This is a genomic window from Rhodanobacter sp. MP1X3 (assembly GCF_014207165.1).
Taxonomy (GTDB): Bacteria; Pseudomonadota; Gammaproteobacteria; order Xanthomonadales; family Rhodanobacteraceae; genus Rhodanobacter.
Genome location: NZ_JACHCO010000009.1, coordinates 67,935 through 82,628, shown reverse-complemented (window position 1 = coordinate 82,628; position 14,694 = coordinate 67,935). Strand labels below are relative to the sequence as shown.

The following is a 14,694-nucleotide window of genomic DNA, read 5'->3' as shown; positions in this document are numbered from 1 at the left end:
TTCACTTTCAACCATAAAACTTCTATGGCCACGCATGCAAACGTAACAATGGGAGTTATTCAAGAATGAGCGAACATGCCGTGGATGTTCTTGGCGAGTTGCGGGATCTTGTACGTGAATTCGTTCGCGAGCGTGACTGGGAAAAGTTCCATACTCCGAAGAACCTTGCAGTCTCGCTAAGCGTCGAGGCGGCCGAGTTGCTTGAGCCATTCCAGTGGCTTGCCACGGGTGAAAGCGGCGAGTTGAGTGCCGCGAAACTCGAACACGTCCGCCACGAGGTGGCGGACGTGTTTATCTATCTTATTCGCTTCGCGGACCGATTGGATATTGATTTGTCATCGGCAGTTCGGGAAAAAATTGCGCTGAATCGAGTGAAGTATCCGGCTGAGAAAGTTCGTGGTGATGCGCGCAAATACACCGATTATGACTAGAGGTGGAGATTCAATAGTCGATGATTTGCAATGACTCACCTTGTCACCGTATTTGTAGCGGTTTTTTTAAGGTAGAGAAATCGGCGGCTTAATTGTCAGATAGACGATTGACACGCCATCGACAGCACTACGCGCTAAATCGGAGCACTGTCGCTAGTCGACGTCACAAGCGGGAGCATTGCCATGGCTATTGAGAAAGCACGCGCTGCAGCGAAGAAGGACAAGCGCGAGGGCAAGTCCGCTAGTACGCAGGCGGGTGAGTATGTGCATGAGGTGATCGAAAATATCCGCAAGGGCAAGCACGGTGCGCGCTCGACCAAACAGGCGATTGCGATTGGTCTGTCCGAGGCGCGGCGTGACGGCATCAAACTGCCGGTGTCGAAAACAGCCAGCAAGACGGTAAAGAAAAAGGCCGCGCAGGATACGAAGGCGGGCAAGCATCCGCACAAGCCGTCGGCCACACGATCGAAGGCGATCACCAAGGCGCTGAAGAAGGAAGGCCACATCGCAGCGTCCATCAAGGCGCTGTCTGCGCAAACCAAAAAGGCCAGTGCCAAACGCACGGCTGCATCGCGTTCGGCTGCCGCGAAAAAGGCGGTGAAGACGAAGGGTGCAGCAGGGCGATCCGCCGCCGCGAAAAAGGCTGCGCGCACGCGCAAGAAAGCCGATTGAACGACCCGACCGATGTTCTGTCGAGGAGCAACCACGTGACACAGCAGCAACCCGGTGAAATTCCGATACCGCGTCATCCCGAACCGATTGATCCGCCGGTTGATCCGAATGGCCCGCGGCCCCCATTGCCGCAGCAAGAGCCACCGGTTCCACATCCGTATTCTCCGCCACCGACCAGGCCCGAACCAAGCGACCCACGCAAGGCGCCGGTGATCACGCCGGGCGGCGTGCCGGAAACACCGATCAGCAAACCACCGATTCCCGGCAAGACGGGTGATGCGACGTCGTGACGTGCGGAAGGAATCGTATGGCTAGCAAATGCGGTGCCGACGCGTGAGGTCAGAGTTCCTCATTAACGACCAGCGTGAAGCAATATGAAAGTTCGGTGCGACCCGGTTTTGCCTTTTGACCTTAGATGCATACGCATGGTCTGTGCAATCGATGTGCAGCAGACCCTGCACGAACAAGATTGTTTGAGCGATCAAAGGCACTTCAAAGGGAACCTGTGTAATCTGCGTTGAGTTGAATCCACGCCATCCCGTTTTCATGAGGCGCCCATGTTCAAGGAATACACCCGCTACGACGCGAGCGGTCTGGCCGAGCTGATCGCCTGCGGCGATGTTTCGTCGACGGAGGTATTGGAGGCTGCGATGGCAAGAGCGGCCGAGGTGAATCCAAAACTTGCGGCGATCTGCATTCCGATGGATGCGATGGCGCGCGAGCGGGGAAAGATGTCTTTGCAGGGTCCGTTCGCCGGCGTGCCGTTTCTGATCAAGGACATTGCGCAGGATTACGCCGGCGTGCCGACCACAGCCGGGAGCAGGGCGCTGCGCCATTGGACGCCGACCAGGCATGCAGAAATTGTGCAGCGGTTTCTCGATGCGGGGCTGGTGATCTTCGGCAAGACGTCGACGCCCGAGTTTGCGTTCAAGGGCGAGACCGCGCCGCTGATCTGGGGCAGCCCCACGCGCAACCCGTGGGATCTCGACCGCACACCCGGTGGTTCATCCGGCGGTGCGGCGGCGGCCGTGGCTGCGGGGATCGTGCCGGCAGCGGGTGCGTCGGATGGTGGCGGCTCGATTCGAATTCCTGCGTCTTACTGCGGATTGTTTGGGTTGCGCCCTTCGCGTGGTCGTGTGCCCAGCGGGCAGGCGCATGGCGAGTTCTGGGATGGCGCATCGAGTCAGCATGCATTGACGCGCAGCGTGCGCGACTCGGCGCGCATTCTCGATGCCATTGCTGGCGCTGACGTCGGCGCGCCATTCGCGATCGCACCGCCCGAGCGCTCTTACGCGGAAGAGATACAGCGGCCGGCGGGCAAGCTGCGCATTGGCTACAGCGTGCAATCACCACTGGGTACACCGGTGCATCCCGAATACGTGCAGGCGGTGATGCGCACGGCAAAGCTGCTCACCGAACTTGGCCACGATGTGGAGCCTGCCCAGCCCGAGGTCGATGGTCAGGCGCTGGCGCGCAGTTTCATCACCATGTATTTCGGCCAGGCGGCGGCGAGTATTGCGCAGGCCAGGCGCCTCACTGGCGCAGGTAACGAGGCGTTCGAACTGGAGACGCGTGTGCTCGCGTTACTCGGTCGTACGCTTAGCGCCGGTGATTATGTAGATCAGCGCGCGCGCTGGAACGACTATGCGCGTGCGCTGGGTCGTTTTCATCAAAGTTACGATCTCTACCTGACGCCGACAGCGGCGCAGCCACCCAACCGCATCGGTGAACTGGCCACGCCGCCGCTGCAGCAGGTCGCGGCAAAAATCGTGCTGGCGCTGGGCGCGGGCAAGCTGCTTTTCAAAAGTGGCATGGTCGACAAATTGGTGGCGACGAGTTTGCAGCGCGTACCGTTTACCCAGCTGTCCAACCTCACCGGCACGCCGAGCATGTCGGTACCACTGCACTGGGCACCGGCAGAAACGGGTGGCGCAGAACTACCCTATGGCGTGCAGTTTGTGGCGCGCTTTGGTGATGAGGCGATGCTGTTGCGCTTGGCCGCGCAACTGGAGCAGGCGCAGCCGTGGAGTGAGTGCAGGCCGCCGCTGCAGTAAGGCGGATCCCTGATCCCTAATGGCGAAGTACCACTGCCGTTGGTGAGCGCGCTGAAGATCGGATGGTGGCGCTGATCTTCAGCGCGAGCTACAGACTGTTCTTCGCTTCTGGCATCATCACATCAACAACACTTCCAGAAAACAGACAATACAGGTGGACGTCTAAAGTGACGTATCGCCTTGTGGCGAAATGGATCGAGCTGTCAAAATTTCTCGGATGACCTTTTGGGGGGCTTGTTGAAACAATATTCCACGCCAACTTTGCCGCCGTTGGTTGAATCCCGGCGACTATCGGTACTGCATTCCTACGATATTCTGGACACGCCGCGTGAGGCAGCCTTTGACGATATCGCTCGCATCGCGTCGATGGTCTGCGGCACGCCGAGGGCGTCGATTACCCTGATTGACGCCGAGCGGCAGTGGTTCAAATCAGAGATCGGAATGGGTGGGTCGGAGACGCCGATCAATGCGTCGATCTGTATGCATGTCATGCTGGAACATGATGTGTTGATTATCCCCGATATCAGTGTCGACGCACGCTTTGCCAACAACCCCTTGTTCACCGACGATCCCGGTCTGAAGTTTTATGCCGGCGCACCGATCACGACGGCGGACGGCGTCTCATTGGGTACGGTCTGTGTGGTGGATACGATCACGCGCATCTTGACGCCTGAGCAGATAGACACGCTGCGCATGCTGGCGCGTCAGGTAATGCTGCTGCTTGAGTTACGCAAGATGCTGAAGAACAGCGAACGTAGCAGTGACTACCGTGCCCACCTGTTGGCGAATGCAGCGCACGAACTGCGCCAGCCGCTGTTTGTCGCATCGCTTTCGGTGCAGAGCCTGTTGCCGGACGCGGCTCCGCAGCAGATCAAGCGCCTGAAGCTGGCCGATGTCGGTATGGAAACCATCAAAAATGGCCTTAATCGCATGCTTATTGCGGCTAGTGTCAAGGCGACTTTTACGTTGGCCAATTTCGCCGATACAAACCTCGGCGATATTCTTGAATATATCAGTGCCAATTTTTCGCCGGCCGCCGAACACAAGGAGATTCGCTTTCGCGTGATGCGTACGCGCCTGCGGGTGATCAGTGACGGCGCCCAACTCGAAACGCTGGTTGGCAACCTGGTGGCCAATGCGGTGAAGTACACCGAAGCGGGCGGACGGGTTGTCATTGGTTGCCGCCGTCACTCCGATCACGTCGCGCTGCATATCATCGATACAGGTATCGGCATGGCGAACGAAGCCATCGATGCGCTGTTCGAGGCTTTCCGGCAAGGGGAGGAGAGGTCCGGAGGACATGGCTTGGGCCTATGGATCGTCAAGCGGACGGCCGAGGCGTTGGGTATTACGGTGCAGGTGCGGTCCATCCTTGGCCAAGGGACGCATTTCACGCTGCGCATTCCTGCGTTGCCATCTCCTGATGTGTCCGATGAACCGGTGATTCAAATAGTCTGAGCAGACTATTTGAACGGAAGCATGTCAGGGCCGAACGTGCGCCAATTGCCGTCGGCACCCTGAATGGCGATACACGCCTGGTCACCACATTTTTTGACGGCAGCGTTGGCTGATTGCATCGCGAACGCAAGTGCAGCGACACGGGAATCGAAGTCCTTGCGGCCTTCGGCCAATCCATCCAGATGCCACGTTTGTGTGTTCCCCTGTTCGTAGGGAATCTCGTAAAAAATCATGGCTCACTATCCTCGAGCACCACGTGCGGTGCGATTATCGAGATAGTCGATGCATTGCTGGCGTGAGGGCCAAGTGTGTTGCATACGCATAAAGCGTGATAGAGATCACTCATCACGAAGAGGCATTTCTGATTTCTGTGTTGATGAATAATCGATTGGCGCTGAGCAGCATACAGTGTTGGCAATGTCGGCCCGATCGACGTCCGGGATCGAATCAGCGTATTCGATCAGTGCTTCTGACGACGGATGCGACGGGCTGTCCTGATTCTCGGACTTGTTCAGGCACTTGTCTTCGCCGCTTCTTTACAAATGTGGCTACGGTTCAGGCGCGCGGCAGTGCAGCAAATAGTCGGCCTCGAAACATTTGTGCGCAGCAGTTGCATGGTGGACACGGCCAACCACTGATCCACTAACGCAGTACTTCAGCGCGATGGACCGAGCAGCGCCGCACGTGCCGTAGGCGACGTGAATACGCAGGTCACATCATGCGCACAGTCGGGGATAACCACGACGGCTCGATGCTTGTTCGGCGCGAGAAGCTGGCGATCGTACGCAGCGTAAGCCAGCCCGCGCTGCAGTCGAAAACTGCCCTGCGCTTCGGCGGCGCAGGATTTGTCGAGGATGTGCGAGTACGTACCTCTGCCGGTACCGCTGTCTTGTGCAGCTTCCAGATAGAAGATGTCAGCGCTGGCGTAATGCGCGCGTGCAACTGATGCTGCGCGCTTTAGTGAAGCAGGCAATCCATCAGTGCCGTATTTCCATTGATTGACGGTGAGGCAGGCATTGATCGGTGGAGCGAGATGGAAGCGGCAGCTCGCATCTGCACAAGTGGATCCACTTGTCGTATCCCCATCTGCGACAGGTCGTACACCGTCGAAATATAGCCACGTTCCCGGATCGGCGACGACGTAACGGATGGTTACCTTGCTGGAAACATCCGCTGCCGCAAAGCCAATGTAGTGCTGCACCATCTGCGCACCGGCGGAGAAGCCAGCGATCGTTACCACGCGCACCGTTGGCCACCGTCGCGTGACTTCAACGACTAGCGCATCCAATGCGGTGAACGAGGTTATGCCGCGTGCGTTGTCAGCTTCACCACCATCCAGCCAGCTGGCACAGGTCCATAGAAGATCGCCGGTCTGCGCCGTGGGAACGCCGGCTGTCGAACACTTGCTGGCTTCATCAGGCGATACCTGGAAAACCGGCGCGATAACGACGGGGTTTTCCCTGGAGTTAGCCAAGCTTGATGCAGCCAGCGCTGCATTGAATGTGATGTTGGCATCGCGCGGATGGCCGTGGATCACGATCAGTGCCGAACGGGGTTCAGCTGGCCCCGCAGCAGCTTCCGCTGATTGCGATGCGTAGTAGTGCAGCTGCCCCGAACCCGGTGCGGGTTGAAACGAAAAGTAGCAATCATTGGATGCCTGCTGCTGGCAAGAAGGTACTGAGGCCGCATGTGCCGCTATCGGCAGCAAACCAAGCATTACCATGCCGATAACGGTGCGAAGAAAAAGCCGAACAATGGAACTCAAACCGTGAGCATGCATGAGGCGTCATCAAAGGCTTTGGTCTAGTCAGCGTAGAGCATGTTCAACGCGTGGGAGAAGGAGCGTTGCCAGAGCATATTGCCTGCCTTCATAAACCTGATGGGTTGAGTCCTATCGGAAGTTTCCCTCAGGCGAAACGCGGTCTGAGCGCGTTTGATGCGGTGTGCGGTATCGCGGTGCATCGTAGACGCTTCGCCGATGCTAGGCTTTGACGCTATCGGGCATCGTATGCTCACACTGTCCCCGTTTCCGCTGGAGTTGCACTGTGATGAAACGCATCGTCCGCACCTTTGTCGCATTGGGGCTTCTGCTGGTCGCATCGCTTGGCGCCGCACAGATCCAGATCAAACCGCTGAAGGACGCGAAGCCGAATATTCCGGTGACGATCGGCAGCCATCCGCTGACGGCGGACGATTCAGGTGTATGGCTCGATGGCCTGTTTCCCTACGGACTGGCCAAGAACAATCTGGCGGCGGCGGTCGTGGTGGTGGTGAAGGATGGCCAGATTCTTGTGTCCAGGGGTTATGGCTACGCCGACATTGCGGCGAATAAAAAGGTCGATCCGGCAACCACGCTGTTTCGTCCGGGCTCGATCTCCAAGACGTTCCTGTGGACGGCAGTGATGCAGCTGGTCGAGCAGGGCAAGCTCAATCTCGATGCGGACGTGAACCAGTATCTGGATTTCACCATCGCGCCACGCGACGGCAAGCCGATCACGATGCGCGACCTGATGACGCATACGCCGGGCTTCGAGGAGACGCTGAAGAATCTGTTTTCGCATGATGACCAGTTGCCGATGAGCAACGAGGCGTGGCTGAAGGAGTGGATACCCGAGCGCGTATTTGCGCCGGGCGAAGTGTCAGCGTATTCGAACTATGGTGCGGCGCTCGCCGGCTATATCGTGCAGCGCGTTTCCGGCCAGCCGTTCGACGAATACATTGAGCAGCACATCTACCAGCCACTAGGCATGCAACACGCCACGTTCCGCCAGCCGCTGCCGGCCAATCTCAAGGGTGATATGGCCAAGAGTTATGCATCGGCCAGCACACCGCCGAAGTCGTTCGAGATGGTGGTAAGCGACCCGGCCGGTGGCATGTCGGTAAGCGGCGAGGACATGGCGCGCTTCATGATCGCGCACCTGCAGAACGGCACTTACAACAACGTGCAGATTCTGCGGCCGGAGACGGCAAAGGCGATGCACGATTTCACGCACTATTCGGTGCCGGGGCTGATGCCGATGGCGCTGGGTTTCTATCACATGGATCGCAACGGCCAGACCATCATTGGCCACGGTGGCGATACCGAGCTGTTCCACAGCGGGATGATGCTTTTTCTGCAGCAGAACGTCGGCATCTTCGTCTCGATCGACGGCGACAAGGACGGTGGCCTGCGCAAGCAGCTGCTGGAAGCCTTCACCGACCGGTATTTTCCAGCGTTGCCGCAACTACCGCAGCCGACGCTGGGTACGGCACGGGCGCATGGCATGTTGCTGGCCGGTCGCTATATCGGCAGCCGCGGGTCGTTCGACAATTTTCTGTCGATCGGCAATCTGCTGTCGCAGCCGAAAATTTTCATGACACCGGACGGCACGTTGATCACGCCGGACTTCAAGAATATGGCTGGGCAGCCGCGACACTGGCGCGAGGTGAAACCATTTCTATGGCTGGACGATGCCAGCGACAGCCATCTGGGCGCGCTGACGCAGAACGGCAAGGTGCGCTGGATTTCGTTCGATGAGGCATCGCCGGTGGCGGTGTGGATGCCGGTATCGTTTTGGCAGTCAGCCGCATGGAATCTGCCGCTGCTGTATTTGTCACTGCTGGTGTTTCTGCTGACGGCGCTGCTCTGGCCTGTCGCGGCGCTGGTGCGCTATCGCTGCGGCAAATCCTTTGCGCTTATCGGCGCGGCTCGGCGCTGGTACCGGCTCAGCCGAGTGGTAGCGATTCTGCATCTGCTGTTTGCCGCTGGCTGGTTGCTGGCGTTGCTGCAGTTGAATATCGGCATCGCTCATTTCAACAACGCATTCGATGGCACGCTGCGCTTGATTCAGCTGATTGGTGTGCTGGCGATACTCGGCACGGTTGCTGTGGCGATGAATGCCGTTTGCGCGTGGCGCCAGCCGAGCGGCTGGTGGCGCAAGACGAATAGTCTCTTATTGCTGATTGCTTGTCTCGCCGCGATCTGGTTTGCCTTCAGCCTGCATCTGCTCAACGTGCATCTGAACTACTGACCCGCATGCGCAGGTTGATCAGTAGCGTGCGAGTTTGGTTTCCAGGCGCAGCCGCTTGCGCAGGCTGGCGAGAATGCGTGGATCGGGAAAGGTCTTGAGCGCGGCGCGCAGTACCTGGATGTCCTGCCGCCAGCCCAGCTGATCGGCGAGGCGGGCCAGTGCCTTGGCGGACTTGCTTTTGTGCGTATCGCTGGTCTGAATCTTGCTGCCGGCTAGTCGGTTCAGTGCATGAATCGTATTCAGCTGCAGTCGCAGACGTCGCACGCGTCGTCGCCAGCGGTGCAGGCTGGCGGGGGTTCCCTGTTCGGCGGCGTCGTGTTCGGACTTGTTGACCCGGCGATGGCTTTTCTTGATGGATAGCTGCAGCGATTTCTGACTGACGCGTTTCCAGCGCAACTTGTCGAACACGATGGCGATGTCACCTATCGCGGCGGTACGCCGAGCGAACGCAGGATCTTTGTTCAGCTCGGTTTCGAGGAGAAGGTCTCGCTGCACGGCCAGCACTTGCGCCGCGATCGCCCATTCACCCGTCTCGTCACCAATCGCCAGCTTTTCGGCCATCGCCACGACGACCTGCGAATCGCGCAGCGCCGAGAGGCGCTTGGCCTGATTTCGTAGCGCGATGTCGATCTTGGCCGTTTCGTGCCCAACCGCATCGCTGACCAGCGCGAGCAGGCTGCGCAGGCGGCGGATGGCCTTGCGTGCCTCGTGGATGCCGCGGTGCCGATCCTTCCTGTTGCCCAGTGCCTTGGCGATAGCCTTGCACTCCTTGCGGGCGAGGGCGGCCAGAAAAGTGCCTGTCACGGGTGGCGTATCGGCATTCATGAATCGGACGATCCTGGCTGACGAAGCGCCAGTGTACGTTGCAAACGCTCGAACCATGACAGTTTTATGGAGGTAAGCATCGATAAACCAACGGATGACATATGCAGGTCATATTCGGCTGCTTAAGTCGGGGGACTCATCTCTACCGGTGCGCCACCATGAACAGCACGACCAGCTCCGACCTGATCGACAGCGTGAAGGGATCACCGAATCAACGGCTTTTCGGGTTCGGCATCTTTGGCCTGTGTCTGCTGATCGCCGCCATTTACGTGGGCGTGCAGCTCAATCACGACCTGACGATCATCCCGTCCGGCACGGCGACGAGCTATTTCCTGCTGGCCACCGCGCTGCTGATCGCGCTGGGTTTCGAGTTCGTCAATGGCTTCCATGACACCGCCAACGCAGTGGCCACGGTGATCTATACCCGCTCGCTGCCAGCGAGCTTTGCGGTGGTCTGGTCGGGCGGCTGGAATTTCGTCGGTGTGATGGTCTCCAGCGGTGCAGTGGCCTTCGCGGTTCTGCAGTTGCTGCCGATCGACCTCGTGCTCAACGTGGGGTCGGGTGTCGGCTTTGCGATGGTGTTTGCGCTGCTGATCGCCGCGATCATCTGGAACCTGGGTACGTGGTCGCTTGGCCTGCCGTCGTCCAGTTCGCACACGCTGATCGGCTCGATCATCGGCGTAGGCCTGATGAACCAGTTGATGCACGGCGGCGCGGCCAGCAGCAGCGTCGACTGGAGCCAGGCCTGGAACGTGGGCAAATCGCTATTGGTATCGCCGGTGGTTGGCTTCGTCTTCGCGGCGCTGCTGCTCTACGCGCTGAAACTGCTGGTGCGCGTGCCGGCGCTGTATGCCGAGCCGAAGGGCGAGCAGCCGCCACCGTTCTGGATCCGCAGCATCCTGATTCTTACCTGCACCGGCGTGTCGTTCGCCCACGGTTCCAACGACGGCCAGAAAGGCATGGGCCTGATTATGCTGATTCTGATCGGCACGGTGCCCGCAGCCTATGCGCTGAACCGCACCGTGACGCCGAGCGAGACACAAACCTTTATCTCGGTGGCGCATCACGCCAGTGAAGTGCTGGGTCATTACACCACCGGTGCCACGCCGGTGGCGTCGCCGCGCGACGAGATCGAGCATTACATCAATAGCCATCAGGTGACACCAACGACCTTGGTGGCAGTGCGTCAGTTGACCGATACCATCGGCAGTCAGGCCGGGCAAAGCCCATCGTTGTCGGACGTTCCGCAGACCCAGGTCAACAACGTGCGCAACAACATGTATCTGACCTCCGAGGCATTGCGCCTGATGGCCAAGACCAAGCAGCCGGCCTTCGCGCCGGCGGATCAGGCGGTGCTCGACAACTACCACACCTTGCTTGACCGCTCGACCAAGTTCATCCCAACCTGGGTCAAGGTGGCGGTGGCGATCGCGTTGGGCCTGGGCACCATGGTGGGCTGGCGGCGCATCGTGCGCACCGTCGGCGAGCGTATCGGCAAGCAACACTTGACCTATGCGCAGGGCGCTTCAGCGGAACTGGTGGCAGCGATTACCATTGGCGCAGCCGATCGCTTTGGTCTGCCGGTGAGTACCACGCATGTGCTGTCGTCAGGCGTTGCCGGCGCCATGGTGGCGAACGGTTCTGGCCTGCAGTGGAGCACCGTGCGCAGCCTGTTGCTGGCATGGGTGTTGACCCTGCCGGTCTCCATTGCGCTGGCTGCCGGTCTATTCTGGGCATTCCGCCACGTGTTCTGAACTTGTGCGGCCGATACCGGTGTTGCACGTTTGTGCGGAGCCAACTACCGGTCCAGCGTGTCTCAAGTTCAGGCGAGCGTGCGCAGCTTTGCCTCGCGATCCCACTGCCGAGTCTTCGCGGCTTTGATGAAGCCCTTGGTATCTTTGGTGTCGACGACGCCGGCGTCCTTGGCAATACCGCCAGCCTTCAGTACGGCCTGTGCTCCCTCATCGGCTGCGATACCTTTGAGGTGACCAAACGCTTCGCGTGCGAAATCCACTGCTGCGGCCACTTTGGCGAGCTGCTTGCCGGCAGCATCGGAAAGCACCAGGGCAATGGCATCGAATACCAGTGAAGGTGTGCCGGCCAGCTGACCGTCGGCGGCGATCGACTTGCCATCGCTGAGCTTGATACCACCGACGTGGATGGCTACCAGCTTGACTGCACCGCCCGCTGCCTCGACGGCCGTTTTCAGCGCCTTGATGGTAGTTGCATCGGAGCCATCGTGAATGAGTATGCCCACCGTGCGGCCTTTCAGCGTGTCTTTCATCTTGCCGATGATCTGCAGTGCGGGCGATACCTTGCTTTCTTCGGCCTTCACGGCGGCGGCCGGAGCGGGTGGTAAAGCATCGAGCCCCAAACCGTCAGCGACGCGACGAGCAAGATCCTCGCCAATATGGCGAAGATGTCCCACGACCGCTTCACGCACGTGCAGGGTTTCTACTTTGGATAGCTCAAAGACCAGTGCCGAAGCGATATGCGCCTGCTCGTACTTGGTCTGACTGCGGAAAAACTGGCGTGCCTGGCTATAGTGGTCGGCGAAGCTTGCAGGGCGAATGCGGCCTTTGGCGCCGTCCGTGTCCACCACGGCCGCGCTGTGAAAACCTGCCGGGTTTTCGCGCGGTGAAGTTGGGTCGAGCGAACTCGGTTCGTAGTTCACGCGGCCTTTAGGCACCTCCATCTGCATATGACCATCGCGTTGCTGGTTGGCGTACGGACACTTTGGCGCGTTGATCGGCAGCTGGTGGAAATTGGGTGAGCCCAGACGCGACAACTGCGTGTCGAGGTAGGAATGCAGCCGCCCCTGCAGTAGCGGATCGTTTGAGAAGTCGATACCCGGCACAACATGCGATGGGCAGAACGCCACCTGCTCGGTTTCGGCAAAAAAATTGTCCGGGTAACGGTCCAGTACCATGCGGCCAATCACGGTCAGTGGCACGAGTTCTTCCGGAATCAGTTTGGTCGGATCGAGGTGATCGAACGGAAACGCATCGGCCTCTTTTTCAGTGAACAGCTGCACGGCAAGTTCCCACTCGGGATAGTCTCCGGCCTGGATCGACTCGAACAGATCGCGTCGATGAAAGTCCGGATCCGCTCCCGCGAGCTTGACTGCTTCATCCCATACGGTGGACTGCAGGCCGAGCTTGGGACGCCAGTGAAACTTCACGAAGGTCGATTTGCGTTCTGCATCGAGCAGACGAAAGCTATGAATGCCGAAGCCTTCCATCATGCGCAGCGAGCGGGGAATGGCGCGATCGGACATCGCCCACATGATCATGTGCATGGATTCGGGCGTGAGCGAAATGAAATCCCAGAACGTGTCGTGCGCCGAACCGGCCTGCGGAAATCCACGATCAGGTTCCATTTTTACCGCGTGGATCAGGTCGGGAAACTTGATCGCGTCCTGGATGAAAAACACCGGTATGTTGTTGCCGACAAGATCCCAGTTGCCTTCCTTGGTATAGAACTTCACCGCGAAGCCGCGCACGTCACGCGGCGTATCAATCGAGCCCGCACCACCAGCCACGGTGGAGAAACGCGTGAACAGTGGGGTTTTCACACCGGTCTCGGTGAGGATTTTCGCAGTGGTGTATTTGCGCAGCGACTTGGTCAATTCGAAATAACCATGTGCTGCCGAACCACGCGCGTGCACGATACGTTCGGGAATGCGTTCGTGGTCGAAGTGGGTAATTTTTTCGCGGAGGATGAAATCTTCCAGCAGCGTCGGCCCGCGCGGACTGGACTTCAAGGAATTCTGGTTGTCCGATAGCGGTAAGCCCTGGTTGGTGGTCAATGGCGGATGTCTGCCGCCGGCAACCTGATGCAACTCGTCACCGTTACCGCGATTGTCGCGGGTGGCTTTGTCATTAGCAGACTTCGAGGACGACGGGTTGAGTTTTTTCTTCGCCATGATTTTGTTCCAGTGCGCGATAGTGAGTGATCGGCGCAGTGGGCGCGATGGCTCGAAGTTATGCCTGACAAGGTGAATGCCCTGTGGATTACTTGGCAAGAAATCGCTGTTCCGGTTTACGATCACGATCGATATCGAGCATGTCGCAATCGCTGATCAAGGCGGTGTATCGATTTTCTCCGCGAGTTCGATGCTGCGTGGCGCCGCCAGTCCGCCGTAATGGGCGTCAATCTTGTCGAGCAAGGTCCGCGCGTCATCGCGCCTGCCATTGGCAAGCAGTGTAGTCACCTGCTGCAGTTGATCGGTCAGTTGCCTCTCGATGTATGCGCGACAATCGGCGAGTTGGTCCGGGTTGTGTTGCGTATCTTTCTCAAGCATATGCAGAGCATGATCCAGAACTGCCGGATCGATGGGTGCATGCCATGCCCATGGCGCCGTCTCGATATCCACATTTGAAACGCACCAGGTCTGCATCGATTTTCGGCTAAGCACATCCATGGCAAGATTGGCATCGTCATGCTGACCGGTCACATAGACCAATCGTGTCGAGTCCTGGAACTGTCGGAACAATTCCGCCGGAGGTAACGGGATCTGTTCGCCGATAGGATCGCTACCGGCATCCAGCAGCACTCCATGAAACAGATCCGGATAGCCAAGTGCAACGCGCATGGCCACCCGTGAGCCGCCGGAAAATCCACCGATGTAAATCCGCTGCGGATCGATCGGATAGCGTCGCATGATGTTCTGCGCTGCAAGCAGGGCCAGCGGCTCGCGGCGATCGATAAGGTTGGCGTCATTACCCGAATTTGCCGCGCTGACAAAGATCACACCGTGGCGATCCAGCGCCGCGATCCATGGTGCAGGAACGATGGCGTCTTGCCACGGCGGCACGAATACCAGCAGCGCATAACCGTGTGGAGGTACCTTGGCAGGTACATAGACGGCGAATCTTTCATGCGCGAGATCGACAGGCTGTTCGCGCATGGCCTGATTCGAGCGCATCGATTCCCGATGTACGTGCAACGCGTTCAACGGACTCAACAGGCGCCGTGCCAGTTCGGCACTGCGCGAGAGCGGCGAATAGTCGGTGAACACAACATTGCGAAGCAGGCCGACGGCTGCTGTCGGCGTGTCGCTCGCGACCGCGTGCAGCGGTATCGACAAGGCACTGAACATGAACAGGCATCGCGCGATCATGCGGGTAAAGCTAGCATCGAAGACAAAAACGGGCGTGTGCCATGCGGGCGCCACAGACGGTTGAATGTGGTGGTTTCCGTCTGGACAAATCCATGGCGTGTCGGGCGCAGCTGAGCAAGTAC

12 protein-coding genes are annotated in these 14,694 nt (G+C 58.9%); 7 read left to right on the top strand and 5 right to left on the bottom strand.

Features of this window, described 5'->3' with window-relative positions; translation table 11 throughout:
• Positions 1 to 65: 65 nt before the first annotated feature.
• The 5 genes from HDE79_RS19670 (at position 66) to HDE79_RS19650 (ending at position 4,615) form a co-directional block, all read left to right on the top strand.
• Entirely contained in the window at positions 66 to 431 is a 366-nt protein-coding gene (locus HDE79_RS19670) for a nucleotide pyrophosphohydrolase (RefSeq protein WP_184604607.1), read from the top strand.
• Positions 432 to 614: 183 nt separating this feature from the next.
• Positions 615 to 1,103, top strand: a complete 489-nt coding sequence (locus HDE79_RS19665) for a DUF6496 domain-containing protein (RefSeq protein WP_184604605.1) — start codon at positions 615 to 617, stop codon at positions 1,101 to 1,103.
• A gap of 35 nt (positions 1,104 to 1,138) precedes the next feature.
• On the top strand, positions 1,139 to 1,393 hold the full coding sequence (locus HDE79_RS19660; protein WP_184604603.1) for a hypothetical protein: 255 nt from the start codon (positions 1,139 to 1,141) through the stop codon (positions 1,391 to 1,393).
• Between the two features lie 267 nt (positions 1,394 to 1,660).
• Positions 1,661 to 3,157: an amidase gene (locus HDE79_RS19655; protein ID WP_184604602.1), complete on the top strand. Its 1,497-nt coding sequence runs from the start codon at positions 1,661 to 1,663 to the stop codon at positions 3,155 to 3,157.
• Between the two features lie 237 nt (positions 3,158 to 3,394).
• Complete coding sequence (locus HDE79_RS19650) at positions 3,395 to 4,615, top strand: GAF domain-containing sensor histidine kinase (protein WP_255488524.1); 1,221 nt, start codon at positions 3,395 to 3,397, stop codon at positions 4,613 to 4,615.
• Between the two features lie 5 nt (positions 4,616 to 4,620).
• Here HDE79_RS19650 and HDE79_RS19645 read toward each other — a convergent pair whose 3' ends face one another.
• Complete coding sequence (locus HDE79_RS19645; protein WP_184604600.1) at positions 4,621 to 4,848, bottom strand: hypothetical protein; 228 nt, start codon at positions 4,846 to 4,848, stop codon at positions 4,621 to 4,623.
• A 422-nt stretch (positions 4,849 to 5,270) separates the two neighbouring features.
• Positions 5,271 to 6,332: a hypothetical protein gene (locus HDE79_RS19640; RefSeq protein WP_221440270.1), complete on the bottom strand. Its 1,062-nt coding sequence runs from the start codon at positions 6,330 to 6,332 to the stop codon at positions 5,271 to 5,273.
• A gap of 331 nt (positions 6,333 to 6,663) precedes the next feature.
• Between HDE79_RS19640 and HDE79_RS19635 the strand changes: the two genes are divergently transcribed.
• On the top strand, positions 6,664 to 8,625 hold the full coding sequence (locus HDE79_RS19635) for a serine hydrolase domain-containing protein (protein ID WP_184604598.1): 1,962 nt from the start codon (positions 6,664 to 6,666) through the stop codon (positions 8,623 to 8,625).
• 18 nt (positions 8,626 to 8,643) lie between these two features.
• Here HDE79_RS19635 and HDE79_RS19630 read toward each other — a convergent pair whose 3' ends face one another.
• Positions 8,644 to 9,450 carry a CHAD domain-containing protein gene (locus HDE79_RS19630; protein ID WP_184604597.1) on the bottom strand — a complete coding sequence of 269 codons (807 nt, stop codon included), beginning with the start codon at positions 9,448 to 9,450 and terminating at the stop codon, positions 8,644 to 8,646.
• 158 nt (positions 9,451 to 9,608) lie between these two features.
• Here HDE79_RS19630 and HDE79_RS19625 point away from each other — a divergent pair, with 158 nt between their 5' ends.
• Positions 9,609 to 11,204: an inorganic phosphate transporter gene (locus HDE79_RS19625; protein ID WP_184604595.1), complete on the top strand. Its 1,596-nt coding sequence runs from the start codon at positions 9,609 to 9,611 to the stop codon at positions 11,202 to 11,204.
• A gap of 68 nt (positions 11,205 to 11,272) precedes the next feature.
• Here the strand turns inward: HDE79_RS19625 and HDE79_RS19620 are convergent, their stop codons facing one another.
• Together HDE79_RS19620 and HDE79_RS19615 are read right to left on the bottom strand one after the other, a co-directional pair.
• The gene (locus HDE79_RS19620; protein ID WP_184604593.1) at positions 11,273 to 13,375 is read right to left on the bottom strand and encodes a catalase; all 2,103 of its coding nucleotides are present in this window, start codon (positions 13,373 to 13,375) and stop codon (positions 11,273 to 11,275) included.
• Positions 13,376 to 13,531: 156 nt separating this feature from the next.
• Positions 13,532 to 14,572 (bottom strand): hypothetical protein, encoded by a 1,041-nt coding sequence (locus HDE79_RS19615; RefSeq protein ID WP_184604592.1) that lies wholly within the window; start codon positions 14,570 to 14,572, stop codon positions 13,532 to 13,534.
• Between the last annotated feature and the right edge of the window lie 122 nt (positions 14,573 to 14,694).